This is a genomic window from Neptuniibacter halophilus (assembly GCF_030295765.1).
Lineage (GTDB): Bacteria > Pseudomonadota > Gammaproteobacteria > Pseudomonadales > Balneatricaceae > Neptuniibacter > Neptuniibacter halophilus.
In genome coordinates, this window is the sequence record NZ_AP027292.1 from 3607909 (window position 1) to 3624386 (window position 16478).

Sequence of the window (16478 nt, forward strand, 5' to 3'; positions counted from 1 at the left end):
CTATCCTGCGCTGTTATTTTTATAAGGTTTGTGCAGGTTACCTAATATACAGATATAAGGGAATATACTTATGTCTGTTTATTTTCGTCATCAGACACCTTAAGCAGAACCCAGTCCAGTGCACGGGTGGGCAGCAGACGTCTCAGGATGCCAAGCAGCCAGGTAGGGGTGGTGACATAGTAACGCGGTTTGGGGCGGGCACTGGTCAGTGCATGCCGCAGGGGTTTACAGACCGCTTCGGGGCCCAGTGTAAAAGGATCGGATTTACCGCTCTCTTTCTGCTTTGCCAGCCTGCGCTCAACAGCCTGATAGATCGCCTCATGAGCGCTGCCTTGCGTGGTGATATTTTGCTTAAATGCTATGTAGGCATTATCCCGAAAAGCGCTTTCAACCGGGCCCGGTTCAATCAGGCTGATATGTATATCGCTGCCGGCCAGTTCCTGCCGCAGTGTATCGGTTAGGCCTTCCAGCGCAAATTTTGATGCATTGTAAGCCCCGCGGTATTTCATGGTAATCAGGCCCAGCACCGAACTGTTCTGGATGATCCGGCCGTAACCCTGATGCCGCATTACTTTCAGTGCTTCGCAGGTCAGTTCATGGGTACCAAACAGATTGGTTTCAAACTGCTGCCTGAGTACATCCCGGCTAAGATCTTCTACCGCACCGGGCTGACCGTAAGCACCGTTATTAAACAAAGCGTCGAGGGTGCCGCCGGTTTGCTGCAGAACCCAGTCGAGTGCTGCCCGAATGGAATCTGGGTCATCCAGATCAAGCGGGTAGCTGTTAAGTCCCTGCGCCTGCAGGCGGGCAACATCATCAGGATTGCGTGCGGTGGCAAATACCCGAAAACCCTCCTGATGAAGGGCAGTGGCGCAATAATAGCCGATACCACTGGAGCAGCCGGTGATAAGTATGGATGAAATGGTACGGTTCTCAGGCATAGTGCGGGCCATTAAAGGTGTCTGGTTTTGCCAGTATAAAGCAAATTAACTATATGAAAAATAAGCACTTAATAAGGTTTTGGGAGAAGCCTGAAAAAGCCCTGTTGCTGGCGTCTGACCGAAATGAGGACGTATTTCGTTCCAAAGTACCATACCTGCGGTAGACGGCCGTACCTATTATCTTTCAGTACATACCTTTTCAATAACAAAAAACAGAGGATAAGCATTATGTGGACTAAGCCTGCTTACACAGATCTGCGCATCGGTTTCGAAGTAACAATGTACTTCGCAAACCGCTAACAGAGCTACGCTCAGAGATCTTAAATTACCCCGGCCTTTGTCGGGGTAATTTCTCTTGGAAGGACCCTCAGCCTGTTTCAGGGCATAGCAAGACGCTTATCATCCTATCCCGGCCGGATGACATCATTATTATGGCGGGGAACGACGGTCAATCTACAGAAGAATAACAAATGAAAGTACATGTATTAGGTTCAGCCGCCGGTGGTGGCTTCCCACAGTGGAACTGTAACTGTAAAAACTGCAGCGGTATGCGTGCCGGCACGCTGAATGCGAAGCCCCGTACCCAGTCCTCGATTACAGTCAGTGTCGACGGCGAACACTGGATTCTGTTTAATACCTCTCCCGATATTCGTGAGCAACTGGCAAGCTTCGGGCCAATGCAGCCCAACCGCGCTATTCGCGATACCGGTATCTCTGCCATTGTCTTTATGGACAGCCAGATCGATCACACCACCGGCCTGTTAATGTTACGGGAAGGTTGTCCGCACAATATCTGGTGCACCGAAATGGTCGAGCAGGATCTGAGCACCGGGTTCCCGGTATTTAATATGCTTAAGCACTGGAACGGCGGTAACCATGTTAACCGCATTCCGGTTGGCGAAGGTGATAACAGCTTTGTGGTGCCGCAGGTACCGGAGCTTAAACTGACCGCCGTGCCGCTGCTGAGCAGCGCGCCTCCTTATTCCCCACATCGGGATGATCCGCACCCGGGTGATAATATCGGTATCCAAATCGAAGATACCCGTAGCGGCAAAAAACTGTTCTATGCACCTGGTCTGGGCCAGATTGAACCTCATCTGCGTGAATACATGGAAGCAGCCGATCTGCTTCTGGTAGATGGTACGATCTGGCAGGAAGATGAACTGATCGTTACCGGCGTTGGCGACAAGCTGGGCGTGGCGATGGGGCATCTGCCGCAGTCAGGTGAGGGTGGCATGATCGAGTATCTGGATACGCTGGATAAACCGCGTAAGGTACTGATCCATATTAATAATACCAACCCTATACTGGATGAAGACTCCGCGGAGCGGGCTGAAGTGCTGGCCCATGGTATCGAAGTTGCCTACGACGGCATGTCGATCGAACTCTGAGCCATCCGGCCCTGAACAGAGGTCAAGATTTATGAACAGTAAAGCAAACGAAAATCTGCCAATGAGCAGAGATGAGTTCGAACAGGCGCTGCGTGCCAAAGGCGATCTGTACCACACACAGCACCCGTACCATATTGCTATGTATGAAGGGCAATCCACGCCGGAGCAGATCCGTGGCTGGGTGGCGAATCGTTTCTACTATCAGATCAGTATCCCGGTGAAAGACGCCGCTATTATGGCGAACTGCCCGGATCGTGAAGTACGCCGTCACTGGGTGCAGCGCGTGCTGGACCATGACGGATATGACGGCGCTGAAGGCGGAATTGAAGCCTGGCTGCGCCTCGGTGAAGCGGTGGGTCTGACCCGTGAAGAGATCCTCTCCGGTGAGCATGTGCTGCCCGGTGTGCGTTTCGCGGTAGATGCATACATCAACTTTGCCCGACGGGCGACCTGGCAGGAAGCGGCCAGCTCCTCACTGACCGAACTGTTTGCGCCAACGATTCACCAGAACCGTCTGGATACCTGGCCGCAGCACTACCCCTGGATCAAAGAGGAGGGGTACCAGTACTTCCGTAACCGTCTCACGGAAGCGCGCCGTGATGTGAAGCATGGTCTGGATATTACACTCGATTTCTATCAGACCCGTGCTCAGCAGGAGCGGATGCTGGAGATCCTGCAGTTTAAACTGGATGTACTCTGGACCATGCTCGATGCGATGACCATGGCCTATGAACTGAAACGTCCGCCGTATCACACCGTAACGGCTGAAAAGGTGTACCATAAGGGATTATTCAATGAGTGAAAATAATACGCTCAGTGCGGCCTCTGTGCCGCGCATGAACCCGATGTTCCGTTTTCAGTGGGAGAAGGCGCAGAACTGTTATGTACTGCTTTACCCGGAAGGGATGATTCAGTTGAACGGTCCTGCCGGCGAGATTCTGGCACTGGTAGACGGCGAGCAGAGCGTGGCGGATATTACCGCTGCGCTCCAGGCAAAATTTCCTGAAGCCGGTGATATCAGTGCTGATATCGCTGATTTCCTGAGGGACGCCCATGAGCAACACTGGATCACCCTGTAGCGCCCAGCCACTTCCCGGTACGGGCGCCGTAGTCAAACCCCATGGTCAGCCGCTCTGGCTGCTGGCCGAGCTGACCTACAAATGCCCTCTGCAATGCCCTTATTGCTCTAATCCGCTGGATTTCGCCGATTTTGGTGGTGAGCTGACCACGCAGCAATGGCTCGATGTGTTTCAGCAAGGGCGTGAAATGGGCGCCGTTCAGTTGGGCTTCTCTGGCGGTGAGCCGCTGGTACGTCAGGACCTCATTGAGCTGATTGGTGGTGCCCATGAGATGGGGTATTACACGAATCTGATCACCTCAGGTGTGGGCCTTAATGAGCGCAAGATGGCCGAGTTCCATCAGGCCGGGCTGGATCATATTCAGGTCAGTTTTCAGGCCAGCGACGAGTCGGTTAATAATATGCTGTCGGGCTCACAAAAGGCGTTTCAGCAGAAGCTGAAAATGGCCCGTGAAGTGAAAGCTCAGGGCTATCCGATGGTGCTCAACTTCGTCACCCATCGGCACAATATTGACCGTATCGACCGGATTATCGAGCTCTGTGTTGAGCTGGAAGCCGATTATGTCGAGCTGGCGACCTGTCAGTATTACGGCTGGGCCTTTGAGAACGTCAAGCAGCTTCTGCCGACCCGGGCGCAGCTTGAGCGGGCCGAACGCATCACCAACGAATATCGGGAAAAGCTGGCAGCCGAAGGCAATCCGATCAAACTGATTTTTGTGACCCCGGATTATTACGAGGAGCGTCCGAAAGGCTGTATGAACGGCTGGGGTCAGGTATTCCTGACGGTCACGCCGGATGGTAAGGCGTTACCATGCCACAGCGCGCGGATGCTGCCGCTGGAATTCCCGAATGTGACCGAGATGAGTCTGCAGCAGATCTGGGATGAGAGCCCCGGTTTTAACCACTTTCGTGGTGATGAGTGGATGAAGGAACCCTGTCGCAGTTGCGATGAAAAAGAGAAGGATTTCGGTGGCTGCCACTGTCAGGCCTACATGCTGACCGGGGATATGCATAATGCGGATCCGGTGTGCAGCAAATCAGAGCACCATCATCTGATCGAATCAGCCCGTGCTGAAGCGGAGCAGGTGAGTAACAACCCTGAAGAGTTTGTGTTCCGTAATGAGCGAAACTCCCGTGTCTTCGCCAAAGGCTGAACCGGCACCCGTACAACCCGGCTTCTGGCCTTCTGACCTGAGTGAAGCGGCGGTGATGTCTGCTTCACGTGATTATGCTCAGGTACAGATTGCTGCCAATGGCGATATCTACTGGGTTGAGTTCCGCCCTGAAGAGGGCGGACGTTGCTGTCTGTGCCGTACTAAGGCGTCGGCGCAGGGCGTTATTGAATCCCTGACTCCCGACAACTTCAGCGTACAGAGTCGTGTGCATGAATACGGCGGTTTAAGCTGGGGCCATCTAGGGGATGCGCTGGTATTTGTTAATGCTGCCGATCAGCAACTTTACCTGCAGGATCTGCAGGCCGGATCTCAGCCCCGCCAACTGACACACCAGAGTCAATCCCGTTTTATCGAACCCTTATGGGATAACTACCGACAGCAGATTATTGCCGTCGAAGAGCGTCATTGTGAGAGCGGGGTGCTTAATCGTCTGGTGGCGATCAGCCGGTGTGGTGAGATTGAGGTGCTGGCCGAGGGCGCAGATTTTTATGCTTCTCCTGCACTGAGCCCCGATGGTCGGTCACTTGCATATATCAGTTGGTATCATCCTCATCAGCCATGGAACGCTACCCACCTGAATCTGCTGCGGTTTGAGGATTGCGGCAGGGTGCTTTGCGACATCGTGCTGGCCGGAGATGATCGCGAGGAGGCGCTGTCTCAGCCGCGATTTGATACAAATGGCTTGCTGCATGTCATGACGGATCGCGAGGGGTGGTGGAACCTCTATCGCTGGCAGTCAGGCACGCTGGTACCGGTTCTGACTGACTGTGCCGATATGATCTCTGCACCCTGGCAGTCAGGGCTGAGCCATTACGGTTTCAGTGATGCGGGAGTGGTTTCCATCACTCACCAGCATGAAACCGGTCTGCTGTGTCTGGACGGACGTCCGCTGGATGCAGAGTACACCTGTTTTCGTTCGCTTGCGGTGCATGATGATTTTGCCGTTGCTGTGGTTGCCGCGCCGGATCGTCTGCCCGGTATTGCCCGTATTGATCTCATGCAGGGTGGTTTTCAACTCATCTGCGGAGGTGAGCAGCCGCTGGCTAATCAGGACTGTTCCAAACCGCAGGCGCTGAGTTTCGGTGCAGGCGATCAGCGTTGTTATGGCTATTTATACGCACCTGCGAATAAGGTCATCCAACCGCAGCCGCATGAGTTGTTTCCTCTGGTGATCTTTCTTCATGGCGGGCCTACAGCGGCCAGTTATCCGATCCTGAATATGAAATTGCAATACTGGACCCAGCGAGGCTTTGCCGTGCTGGATCTTAACTATCGTGGCAGCAGCAACTATGGGCGGGCGTATCGTCAACAGTTACATCAGCGTTGGGGGCAGCTTGAAACCGAAGATATTTCACAGGCGCTATCGGTCCTGATTGCCGATCACCGGATCGATCCAAAGGCAGTTTTTATACGTGGTAACAGTTCGGGCGGTTATACCGCCCTGAATGCGTTGTGTGCGCTGGATTGCTTTGCGGCGGGGGCAAGCCTTTATGGGGTAACAGATCCACTGCTGCTGAATCAGGGGACGCATAAATTTGAGTCCCGGTATCTGCATTGGCTGATCGGTCACCCGGAACAGGATGCAGCACGATATGAGCGTTTTGCGCCGTTAAATAAAGTAGCGCAAATCTCAGCGCCGGTGATCTTCTTTCAGGGTGAGCAGGACCGGGTGGTACTGGCGGATCAGACCCGGGCCATGGTCAGTGCTCTGCAGCAGCGTGGGGTTCCTGTAGAGGCGCACTATTTTGCAGATGAGGCCCACGGCTTCAGACGGGCTGAAAATATGATTGAAGTGCTGCAGAAGGAGCTGGCGTTTTATCAGTGCCAGATCAGGCCTTCTGCAGTCGGGAGGAGGTGTTAGTTGCCTCGTCGTAGGGAAGATATCTTAAGGCGGCAGACCAAAGTATTAGTCAAAATCGTTCTGTTGCAGAGCAGCATAAACTCAGTCAGCACGGGATAATACAGGTATTGAAGAGCAGCGAGTTCTTCACATCCACTCTCTGGCTTTGAGTTATCTGTCTAAGAGCTCTAACCGTCGTACTTTGCCTGCTGATGCAGGCTTTTTTTTGTCTGATTGTTCTGTTCCAGCCAGGTGTGAAGACTGGTAAATGCATCGATCTCCCGGGATTCCACGCCGACCACATCCTTAATGCTCTTTACACCCATCGACAGGAGGTACTGCAGGTTGTGGTCAAAGGAGGCTTCCTCAATCACAAAGATATTGTCTTTGTGCACTTCAAACATATAACCGCCGTTGGGGATCGGGGTTTGAGACAGGGTAACCGTATAGTGATCTCTGATGATTGATTCGGTCTGAGAGTACATCAGGCCAATATTGTAGCCCTGACTGGCAAAGCCGCGTATCGCCACGACCAGCACCTTGTTTTCTCCCTCTTTGGAAGAGTTAAAGATGCCGATAATATCCTTGATAGTGGAATATCCGGGAATCTTCGCAAAAACACGTTCAGTGAAGCTGGCCAGACGGGTTTCCATCAGGTGGCCAACAAAGTAGAGCATGACGACCAGCAGGAACAGCACCAGCGAAAACCAGAGGAAGTGGTTCTTTTCTGGCTGAAAGCCCACCAGTGAAAGGGCGCCGTTAACAACAATATCCACTTTGTCGTAGAGCCAGAAGGCGATCATGGCGACGATGACAATCGGCAGAATACCGAAAAAGCCCTGTAGCACCAGTTCAAAAAAATGTCTGTATTTGCTTTTTAGCATTGCTTCGTCCCTAAGCAGAAATGGACCTGTGGTACTGGGTAAAGGTAAGAATATAGCATGTTAGCTCTCTGTGTAGAGAGGCCTTTAAGAGGCAATAATGACAGCGATTAACGTGATCGCAGGGGCAGGTGGGAAGCGTGAAAAACAAAAAGGCCGCGGCTCTGTGAAGGGGGGAGTCAGAGCGGCGGCCGGGTGTGCTAAGGGCTGATTACCAGCTCAGAGCAGCACCAATGGCGAACTGCTTAGTATCCTGACCCAGCGTTTGAGAGTCAGCGATATCGTATTCAGCAATCAGTTTCAGGTTGCTGTTAACGTTGTAGAAGTACGCGATAGACTGCATTTCGTCTGAAGTTGTGTCAGTGTCTGTCTCGCCGTGGGAGAGAATGAAACGGTGATCACCTGCCTGGTAAGCTGCCTGAATCAGGTAGCCATCGCTGTCTGCTTCAGTTGCCAGGTTGTTACCGGCAAAGACAGTAGAGATACCTTCCTGATCGAAGCCGGAAGCGGTGAACTGGAAACCACCAACAGATACGCGAGCACCGTAAGCAACACCGCTGCTGTCAACGTCAGCCGCATCATTTTCGCCTACTGCACCACCGATCCATGCGTTGAACTTGCCGCCATCAAAATCAGTCGCGTAAGTCAGCTCACCTTCAAAGCGAGCGCTGTTGTCGGTGTTAGCCTGAGTTGTTTCACCACTCTGCGGGTCGATGATACCTACAGCAAGCTGGAAACCGTTGTTGACCGGTGTACGGTAAGTGATCTGAGCACGTGGCTGAGCGTATGGGTAGCCGATAGAGATGTTACCCAGTGTTACTTCGTCGTTATTGATGGTTGGCAGGCCAGTACCCAGCAGCAGTTCATCAGAGAAGATGTTTGAACGTGCGTACAGACCGAAATCTTTACCGAACAGGACCTGACCGAAGTCAGCATCGATGGTGCCGTAGAACTGTCGAACGTCGATCGCTGTGTCAGTTGCTTCGTTGTTACCATCATTGATAGTAACCCAGAAAGAGGAGCGACCACCCAGTTTCAGGCCGTCTACTTCTTTGCCTACGTTGAAGCCAATGTAGTTAGGCAGGAAGCCCATGCGAACACGGCTCTGTTCTTCATTGTTTGCGTCGTTATCAGTGTGTACGTAGAAAGCATTGAAGTGACCGTCAGCAGAGAAAGTCGTGCCATCCTGGTTATACAGCTCAATTGCAGCGCTCGCCTGAGTGCTGATTCCCATTGCAACTGCTACTGCCAACAGTTTGGCTTTGTTATTTTTCATATCGCCCCCGAAGTTCGGAATTAAGGTTTGTGTATCGATGAGCCGATTATGTTGGAGCGCCGGGCAGGGCAATATCCGGCAATGGCACTGAGCATGCTGTTCCTTGGTCTTGTTAGACTGCTCGTTATTCAGACGCTGGAAATTGTGCGGGAGGGGGAGCGCTACGAAGGCGTTCATCCCCGTTGTCTCAGGGTGTAGGCGTTCTGACGTGGGTGGAACGAAGACTTTGGGTGTCGGCAGTCTCTGCTACCGAAGTGCACTATTTTTGAGCGCATGCACAAAATTCTGTTGCGCAGGGCAGAGCGTGCAGGTTATTTATTACATAGGTATGACTTTGGGAAACCCCGGCCTTTAGGGTAAACTCCTGAATCTATTGACGATAAAAAGAAACCGAGGCGTCTGGATCTGTGACTGACGCCAAACGAGTAGATCTGATGAGTAATGACATTTCTAACCTGCGCAAGTTTGTGTCACCTGAAATTATTTTCGGTGCAGGTGCAAGAAAGTCGGTTGCCAACTACGCCAAAACTTTCGGCGCGCGCAAAGTATTACTGGTCTCTGACCCGGGGGTTGTTGCAGCCGGTTGGCTTCAGGATGTCTCCGATCTGTTGGCGGAAGATGAAATTGAGCATGTCACCTTTACCGGTGTGTCACCTAATCCTCGCACCGAAGAGGTGATGAAAGGTGCCCAGATCTATCAGGAACATAATTGTAACCTGATCGTCGCGGTTGGGGGCGGCAGCCCGATGGACTGCGCAAAAGGGATCGGTATCGTCAGTGCCAACGGTAAGCATATTCTGGATTACGAAGGGATCGACACCATCAGTCTGCCGATTCCGCCGCTGATCTTTATCCCGACTACGGCAGGCACATCAGCAGATGTGTCCCAGTTTGCCATTATTACGGATCCGGTTGAGCGGGTTAAGTTCTCTATTGTCAGTAAGGCAGTGGTTCCGGATGTCGCGCTGATCGATCCCGAAACCACACTCACCGTTGATCCTTTCCTCAGCGCCTGTACCGGCATTGACGCTATGGTCCACGCGATTGAAGCGTTTGTTTCAACCGGCGCAGGCCCACTGACCGACATGAATGCGCTGGATGCCATGCGCCTGATTAATGAAAACATTGTGGATCTGGTGAACGACCCCCATGATCTGCAGCTCCGTGAACAGGTGATGCTGGGTTCGATGAAAGCGGGCCTTGCGTTCTCTAATGCGATTCTCGGGGCAGTGCATGCCATGTCTCACAGTCTGGGTGGGTATCTTGATCTGCCACACGGTCTCTGTAACGCCATGCTGCTTGAGCATGTGATCGACTTTAACTACCCGGAAGCTGAAGAACGTTTTAAGGTGATTGCGACCACGCTGGGGCTGGATACCCGCGGTCTGAATAATCAGCAGATACGCAAAGCACTGATGGATCGTGTGATCGACCTTAAACGTCAGGTAGGCCTGAGCCAGAAACTGGCAGAGAGCGGGGTGAATATCTCGGATATTCCGGTGCTCTCCGATCATGCCATTCTGGACCCCTGCATACTGACCAACCCCCGCAAATCGAATAAGCGTGATGTAGAAGCGGTTTATGAAGAAGCACTCTGATAATCCGGATAGCGCCCTGACCAGTCTGATTGGTCTGGGCAACCTCTCTACCCGGAAGAGTTACTACCCGGAGCTGGTCACTAAGCTGGATGAGCTTGAAGCGGAACGTAACCGCTATAAATGGCTGTTCGAAAACGCTCAGCACGGCATCTTTCAGGCCCAGCTTGACGGTGGTATTACGCGGGCCAATCCGGCCATTGTTGCGATATGCGGTTATCACTCAGAGAATGAATTTATCGAGCGGGTCGAGCAGCTGGATTCCCTGCTGTTCTGCTGCGCAGATGCCTACGGTGAGTTCCGTTACAGTCTGGCTCAGTACGGTAAAGTCTTTGGCTTTGAAACCCTGTTTCTGCGTGGTGACGGTGAGTGTGTACAGGTCTCGATTAACGCGCTGCTGAAAGATGCGGAAAGCGGCAAGCCCACCATCGAAGCGTTTGTTCAGGACATTACCGAACGAAAGAAAACCCAGGACAAGCTCAAGCGCCTCAACGAAGAACTTGAAGAGCGGGTATCAGCCCGTACTCAGGAGCTGGTTTCCCTGAATGATAAGCTCTGGCAGGAGATCACCGAGCGAGAGCAGATTCAGAAAGAGTTAAAAGTCGCCAAAGAAGCCGCAGAGGCGGCGAATCAGAGTAAAGATAAGTATCTGGCCGCAGCAAGCCATGACCTCCTGCAGCCGATGAATGCGGCCCGGTTGCTGATTGCTGCTCTTCGCGAGCGTGAGCTGAAGGAGCAGGATGCCCATCTGGTTGAGCGGATCCATCTGGCACTTGAGAACGCCGAGGATCTGCTGACCGATCTGCTGGACATCTCTAAGCTGGATCAGAACGCGGTGAAGCCGGATATCAGCGAATTTCGTATCAGCCAGCTACTGCGCTCTATGGTCGGTGAATTTACTCCGGTGGCGGAAGATAAAGACCTGGAGCTTCGTGCTCAATACAGTTCGGCTGTTGTACGCAGTGATTCCCGGCTGCTTCTGAGAATTATCCGTAACTTCCTCAGTAATGCGATCCGTTATACCGAAACCGGCCGGGTGCTGATCGGCTGCCGTCGGCGCGGCGATATGCTGAGCATTCAGATATGGGATACCGGTGCCGGCATACCAAAGGACAAGCAGCAGGAAGTATTCAAAGAGTTCCAGCAGTTACATAACGCAACCGCCAAAGACCGGCAGGGCGTCGGGCTCGGGTTAGCCATAGTTGAGCGTATCGCTAACATGCTCGGTCACCGGCTGCAGGTGAGTTCGGTGGATGGCCGTGGTTCCATGTTTTCGGTTGAGGTACCGATTGTGGATCAGCCGCTGCTGAGCCCTCAGGTGTCGGGCTTCGAGTTACCCGCAATAGATCAGCTTAACGGTCTGGTTGTGATGGTGATCGATAATGAAGACAACATTCTGGTCAGTATGGAAGCGCTGCTGAGTCAGTGGGGTTGCCGGGTTCTGATTGCCGATTCGCTGGATGAAGCGATACGTTGCTGTGCTGATGAGTCACTGGTGCCTGAGGTTATACTGGCGGACTATCATCTGGATTACGATAAGCTGGGTACCGATGCGATTCAGGGGCTGCGTAAACATTTCGGGCTGGATATACCGGCCGTGATGCTGACCGCCGATCGCAGTACGGAATGTCGGCAACAGTTCCGGGAGATGGGCTTGCCGGTGCTGAATAAACCGGTCAAGCCGGGTAAATTGCGTGCGCTGCTGACCCATCTGCTGTAAAAACAGCGGTCTACTTCTTAAGTAGATAATTACATTTTTGTGAAATTTTAATCATTTAAAAACATTGTGTTACAGCAATATTTTGATTTGGTTAAAAAGGGTCGCAAGTAGTATTTTGGTATTGGTTCTCAGGTCCTAGAATGGATCAGACCACGTTCCGAGGATGCCATTTTGACTCAGGAAACCGCATTTACCACCGCTGCATCTTACAGCTCAGATCCGGCTATTGCCGCTGCCGAGCTGCAACGCCAACTGACCTCTCCGGATATCAGTTTCATCATCTTTTTCTGCTCAGCAGAATACCCCCTCGACCAGTTGGCAGAAGCCATGAATTCGGCGTTTCCTCATACCGAAGTCGTTGGCTGTACCACGGCCGGTGAGATCACCCCGCAGGGCTACGGACAGGGGTGTATAACCGCGATCGGCTTTAAGGCGGCGGGTTTTGCGATTGAGGCAGCCTCAATCGAAAGCCTGGACAGTTTCAGTTTGACCGATGCCCAGCAGTTGGTTGAGCAACTGATCGATGGTTGCCGTCAGCACGAGATCGCGCCGATTAAAGGCAACACTTTCGCCCTGACCCTGCTCGATGGCCTGTCGATTCAGGAGGAGCGGATTCTGGTCGCTCTGAATGCTGCACTGGGAAGTATCCCCAGTTTTGGTGGTTCGGCCGGTGATGATATCCATCTGGCAAAAACCCACGTCTATTATGACGGTGCGTTCCATACCGGGGCGGCCGTGGTGATGCTGGTCAATACCCTGTATGACTTCGAAGTATTCAGCAGCCACCATATGCAGCCGAAATCAGAAAAACTGGTGGTCACCTCGGCCGATCCGGAAAGCCGACAGGTATTTGAGCTCAATGCAGAGCCCGCCGCGATGGAGTATGCACGGGCGATCGGCGTGCCGGTCGAAAAACTTAATCACGAGGTGTTCGCGCTTAACCCCATTGCGGTCAAACTCGGTGATGAATATTTCGTCCGTTCTATTCAGAAAGTCGATGACGATATGAGCATGAAGTTCTACTGTGCAGTGGAGAGCGGTATCGTTATGACGGCAATGGCACCGGGGGATCTCGCCTCAGACCTGATTAAAAAGCTCGATATCATTCAGGAGAAGATCGGCGAACCCCAATTGATCATCGGTTGTGACTGTTTCCTGCGGCGTCTTGAATGTGAGTTATTGGGCTATTCTCAGTCGGTTTCAGAACTGCTGCGCAATAACAAAGTGATAGGCTTCAATACCTACGGCGAACACATGGAAGGGATGCATATCAATCAGACCTTTACCGGGGTCGCCATTGGGAGAAATCTGAATGGCTGAACAGAGCCTGCAGCAACGTGTCGCTGAGCTCGAAGAGCAGAACCGCAAATTAAAGAAGATCAACAAGGTGCTGGTCGAGAGGGTCGAGGCCGGTGGTGGTCAGGGCGCGAATGCTTACGCGGCTTTTGAGCACTCGGTGATCCTGGCGGAACAGGTACGTGAACGTACTGAAGCACTTAATCGCGTGCTCTCCGAACTCAAGGTCAGCCATCGTGCGCTGACGCTGGCGAACAATCAGGCTGCACTGGCCAATCAGCGTTTAGTCGATGCCATTGAAAGTATCTCCGATGCGTTTGTGCTGTTTGATGAGAACCGTAAAATTGTTCTCTTTAACAGCAAGTTCAGTGCTGTCTGGGCTTCAACCGGTCTGACCATCCGCACCGGCATCACCATTCAGGATATCAGCCGTCTGGCCCGCGAGAGCGGGCTGATCGATGAAGAGTACCCGGCCACCGGTGCCGAAGTGGGGAGTAAGGTTTTCCGTTTGCGTGATGGCCGCTGGGTTCAGATGTCGGAGCGCCCGACTCAGGACGGCGGTCTGGTTATCCTCTACACCGATATCACCGCGCTCAAAGAACGCGAGATGGCTGATCGTGAACATGCACTGGCACTGAAAACAAAACTCCTGCAGAACACCGTCGATAACCTTTCGCAGGGGGTGGTGCTGGTCACCCCGGAAGGGCGAGTTGAGTTGTGGAATGACCGCTTTCTGGACCTGACAGGGGTCGAAGCGTCGCAGGTCGAATCCTACCCGCCATTTGCTGCCCTGATGCTGGATAATCATTCGATTCTGCAACATGCTCTGACCGCAGCCCAGCAGGGTGAGGTTTTGGCCTCTGAGCAGCGGGGGATCCATGGCCAGGTCATTGAGGTGCGTACCCATCCGATGCCTCAGGGTGGATTTGTTAATACCTATACCGATATTACCGAGCGTCATCGTTACGCAGAATCTCTGCGACAGAGCGAGCAGTGGATCAGGCTGATCACCGATAACGTACCGGCGCTGATCGCCTTCCTTGATCAGGATCTGAACTTCCGGTTTACCAATAAAGTTTATAACGAATGGTTTGGTAAAGAGGATGGAGTACTCAACGGCAATAACCTGTTTGCGGTCTATACGCCGGAACAGTATGAAGAGCTGCGCCCCTATGTAGAGCGCGCGCTCTCAGGCGAAAACGTCACCTTTGAGGCCTGGCAGCGTAATGCCCGGGGTGAAGCGCGGTATATGCTCAAATCCTATGTCGCCAATATCGACAAAGATGGCCACCCGGACGGTTTCTTCGTTATGATCCGCGACATAACTGAGCGCCGTCGCTCCGCTGAAGCGCTTGAGCTGTCCCACCAGTTACTGGAACAACGTGTCGAAGAGCGTACCTCTGAACTGACTGAGCTGAACGATCAGCTACGTTCTGAAATCTCAGAGCGTGTTGAAGTGGAGGAACGGCTCCGCGAAGCCAAGCTGGAAGCGGAGCAGGCCAACCTCTCGAAAACTAAATTTCTGGCCGCAGTCAGCCATGATCTGTTGCAGCCGCTGAATGCAGCCAGGCTGTTTTCCGGTGCGCTCTCGGAACAGATACAGGACCCGAAAAACTGCTCCCTTGCCCAGTCTGTTTCAAACTCGCTCGACGATGTGGAATCGCTGCTGCGTACGCTGGTGGATATATCCAAGCTGGATGCCGGGGTCGTCACCGCTGATGTGATCAGTTTTCGCATCGAAGACCTGCTCACTACGCTGTCTGCGGAGTTTGGTCAGTTGGCTAATGCAGAAGGGCTGGTATTCCGCTCTGTCTCCTGCCGCGCAGCCGTGCGGTCAGATTCGCAACTGCTGGCGCGAATCCTGCGTAATTTCCTGACCAATGCGATCCGTTATACCCGGCAGGGGCGCATCCTGCTCGGTTGCCGGCGTAGTGGCGATGATCTGTGGATCGAAGTACATGACACCGGGCCGGGTATTCCAGAAAACAAACTGCAGGAGATCTTTCAGGAGTTTAAGCGTCTGGAGCCGGAGCAGCCCGGCAGTGAAAAAGGACTCGGGCTGGGGCTCGCCATTGTCGATAAAATATCCCGGGTGCTGGGGCACGAGATCCGGGTTGAATCGAAAGAGGGGCAAGGCTCAGTGTTTGCCGTAAAAGTACCGCGTGCAGCTTCACTGATGCCACAGGAGCATCTTGGCCCCAATCTGCCGATGTTAACCGAGCGGTTAAACGGCGCCAATATCTGGCTGATCGATAACGATGAGTCGATCTGTCAGGGAATGGACACACTGCTTTCCGGCTGGGGTTGCCGCGTTACTACAGCGCTGTCGTTTGAAGATCTGGCTGAGCAGGTCGACTTCGAAGAGGACCCTGTTGAGCTGCTGATTGCCGATTACCATCTGGATAATGGTGAAAATGGAGTCGATGCGGCCCGCATGGTCACTTCAAGAGTCGAGGTTGATCTGCCGGTGCTGATGATCACCGCTAACTACAGCAAAGAGCTGAATCAGGAGATGCGTGATCTTGGGTTTATTCTGGTGAATAAGCCGGTTAAGCCGCTGAAACTGAAAACCACGATGATTCACCTGCTCAACAGTGCAGGTTAGGCGTGTACAGGGGCTCAGTACGTGTGGCTTTAACAGCCCTTGCTGCATACCGCAGGGCAGGCTTTTGAAAGCAAAACCGGTAACAAATCAGCGCATTATTATCATTTCTCAATAATGGTGATATTTCGTTAGTAGTGTTAGCTGAACCCACCCAAACGGTGGGTTTTCTGTTTCTGCCTCATGGGTATTTATCTCACAGGAAGGAAACATCATGAAGATAGTCGTAACCAGCGATCTTCCATTTACAAAGCTTGATACGACTGATTTGTCAGGTCAGGCATATAACGCTGACTTCGTTGCGTTACGCGATTGTGTATATGAGGAAAATCATGTCTGAACTGATTGAAATGACAGCAATTATCGATGCTAAAGAAGGTTGTGCGGACATCCTGGCAGAAGCTCTACCGGAGTTTGAGCGTTTGAGTAATGATGAGGCGGGCTGTATTGAATTCCGGTTTTTCCGCGAGGAGGGAGATGGAAGGCGCTTTGTCCTTTGGGAGCGGTTTGTAAATCAGGAGGCATTAACAGCGCATATGCAAATGGCGCATACCCGAGCGCTGTTCGGGCAGGGTCTGATAGAAAAGACCTCTGTCATTAAGCATCATCGTGTCACGTAAAGCCCGGGAGGCGATAAAAAAGCCCCTCAACGAGGGGCTTTGCTTTACAACCGTTAAGCGCGA

14 protein-coding genes are annotated in these 16478 nt (G+C 52.7%); 11 read left to right on the plus strand and 3 right to left on the minus strand.

From position 1 onward, the window contains the following. Positions 1 to 68: 68 nt before the first annotated feature. The gene (locus QUD59_RS16950; protein ID WP_286238427.1) at positions 69 to 941 is read right to left on the minus strand and encodes an SDR family oxidoreductase; all 873 of its coding nucleotides are present in this window, start codon (positions 939 to 941) and stop codon (positions 69 to 71) included. Positions 942 to 1169: 228 nt separating this feature from the next. Between QUD59_RS16950 and pqqA the strand changes: the two genes are divergently transcribed. The 6 genes from pqqA to QUD59_RS16980 all read left to right on the plus strand — a co-directional run bounded on the left by pqqA (position 1170) and on the right by QUD59_RS16980 (position 6446). Then, on the plus strand, positions 1170 to 1241 hold the full coding sequence (gene pqqA, locus QUD59_RS16955; protein ID WP_003243383.1) for a pyrroloquinoline quinone precursor peptide PqqA: 72 nt from the start codon (positions 1170 to 1172) through the stop codon (positions 1239 to 1241). Between the two features lie 170 nt (positions 1242 to 1411). Next, positions 1412 to 2332, plus strand: a complete 921-nt coding sequence (gene pqqB, locus QUD59_RS16960) for a pyrroloquinoline quinone biosynthesis protein PqqB (RefSeq protein WP_286238428.1) — start codon at positions 1412 to 1414, stop codon at positions 2330 to 2332. Positions 2333 to 2363: 31 nt separating this feature from the next. Continuing rightward, entirely contained in the window at positions 2364 to 3134 is a 771-nt protein-coding gene (gene pqqC, locus QUD59_RS16965; protein WP_286238429.1) for a pyrroloquinoline-quinone synthase PqqC, read from the plus strand. Then, positions 3127 to 3411 (plus strand): pyrroloquinoline quinone biosynthesis peptide chaperone PqqD, encoded by a 285-nt coding sequence (gene pqqD / locus QUD59_RS16970; RefSeq protein ID WP_286238430.1) that lies wholly within the window; start codon positions 3127 to 3129, stop codon positions 3409 to 3411. Before pqqC ends, pqqD begins: the two co-directional genes overlap by 8 nt. Beyond that, positions 3386 to 4564, plus strand: a complete 1179-nt coding sequence (gene pqqE / locus QUD59_RS16975; RefSeq protein ID WP_286238431.1) for a pyrroloquinoline quinone biosynthesis protein PqqE — start codon at positions 3386 to 3388, stop codon at positions 4562 to 4564. Before pqqD ends, pqqE begins: the two co-directional genes overlap by 26 nt. Beyond that, complete coding sequence (locus QUD59_RS16980) at positions 4545 to 6446, plus strand: S9 family peptidase (protein ID WP_286238432.1); 1902 nt, start codon at positions 4545 to 4547, stop codon at positions 6444 to 6446. The genes pqqE and QUD59_RS16980 overlap by 20 nt, the downstream gene beginning before the upstream one ends. A gap of 167 nt (positions 6447 to 6613) precedes the next feature. On the opposite strand, the gene QUD59_RS16985 is transcribed toward QUD59_RS16980, so the two are convergent. Together QUD59_RS16985 and QUD59_RS16990 are read right to left on the minus strand one after the other, a co-directional pair. Continuing rightward, complete coding sequence (locus tag QUD59_RS16985) at positions 6614 to 7309, minus strand: DUF502 domain-containing protein (RefSeq protein WP_286238433.1); 696 nt, start codon at positions 7307 to 7309, stop codon at positions 6614 to 6616. A gap of 208 nt (positions 7310 to 7517) precedes the next feature. Beyond that, a complete protein-coding gene (locus QUD59_RS16990) occupies positions 7518 to 8582 on the minus strand; it encodes a porin (protein WP_286238435.1) in 1065 nt (354 codons plus the stop codon). Between the two features lie 434 nt (positions 8583 to 9016). Between QUD59_RS16990 and ercA the strand changes: the two genes are divergently transcribed. The 5 genes from ercA (at position 9017) to QUD59_RS17015 (ending at position 16415) form a co-directional block, all read left to right on the plus strand. Next, entirely contained in the window at positions 9017 to 10180 is a 1164-nt protein-coding gene (gene ercA / locus QUD59_RS16995) for an alcohol dehydrogenase-like regulatory protein ErcA (RefSeq protein WP_286238436.1), read from the plus strand. Next, a complete protein-coding gene (locus QUD59_RS17000; RefSeq protein ID WP_286238437.1) occupies positions 10164 to 11897 on the plus strand; it encodes a PAS domain-containing hybrid sensor histidine kinase/response regulator in 1734 nt (577 codons plus the stop codon). Before ercA ends, QUD59_RS17000 begins: the two co-directional genes overlap by 17 nt. 171 nt (positions 11898 to 12068) lie before the next feature. Beyond that, on the plus strand, positions 12069 to 13217 hold the full coding sequence (gene nosP, locus QUD59_RS17005; protein ID WP_286238438.1) for a nitric oxide-sensing protein NosP: 1149 nt from the start codon (positions 12069 to 12071) through the stop codon (positions 13215 to 13217). Then, complete coding sequence (locus tag QUD59_RS17010) at positions 13210 to 15798, plus strand: hybrid sensor histidine kinase/response regulator (protein WP_286238439.1); 2589 nt, start codon at positions 13210 to 13212, stop codon at positions 15796 to 15798. The genes nosP and QUD59_RS17010 overlap by 8 nt, the downstream gene beginning before the upstream one ends. Positions 15799 to 16127: 329 nt before the next feature. Continuing rightward, entirely contained in the window at positions 16128 to 16415 is a 288-nt protein-coding gene (locus tag QUD59_RS17015) for a putative quinol monooxygenase (protein WP_286238440.1), read from the plus strand. The last annotated feature ends 63 nt before the right edge of the window (positions 16416 to 16478 follow it).

Coding starts and splice junctions, on each gene's coding strand:
- QUD59_RS17000 (WP_286238437.1), top strand. CDS start 10,164: ATGAAGAAGCACTCTGATAATCCGGATAGCGCCCTGACCAGTCTGATT.
- pqqB (WP_286238428.1), top strand. CDS start 1,412: ATGAAAGTACATGTATTAGGTTCAGCCGCCGGTGGTGGCTTCCCACAG.
- pqqE (WP_286238431.1), top strand. CDS start 3,386: ATGAGCAACACTGGATCACCCTGTAGCGCCCAGCCACTTCCCGGTACG.
- pqqC (WP_286238429.1), top strand. CDS start 2,364: ATGAACAGTAAAGCAAACGAAAATCTGCCAATGAGCAGAGATGAGTTC.
- QUD59_RS17010 (WP_286238439.1), top strand. CDS start 13,210: ATGGCTGAACAGAGCCTGCAGCAACGTGTCGCTGAGCTCGAAGAGCAG.
- pqqD (WP_286238430.1), top strand. CDS start 3,127: ATGAGTGAAAATAATACGCTCAGTGCGGCCTCTGTGCCGCGCATGAAC.
- QUD59_RS16950 (WP_286238427.1), bottom strand. CDS start 941: ATGCCTGAGAACCGTACCATTTCATCCATACTTATCACCGGCTGCTCC.
- QUD59_RS17015 (WP_286238440.1), top strand. CDS start 16,128: ATGTCTGAACTGATTGAAATGACAGCAATTATCGATGCTAAAGAAGGT.
- ercA (WP_286238436.1), top strand. CDS start 9,017: ATGAGTAATGACATTTCTAACCTGCGCAAGTTTGTGTCACCTGAAATT.
- QUD59_RS16985 (WP_286238433.1), bottom strand. CDS start 7,309: ATGCTAAAAAGCAAATACAGACATTTTTTTGAACTGGTGCTACAGGGC.
- QUD59_RS16990 (WP_286238435.1), bottom strand. CDS start 8,582: ATGAAAAATAACAAAGCCAAACTGTTGGCAGTAGCAGTTGCAATGGGA.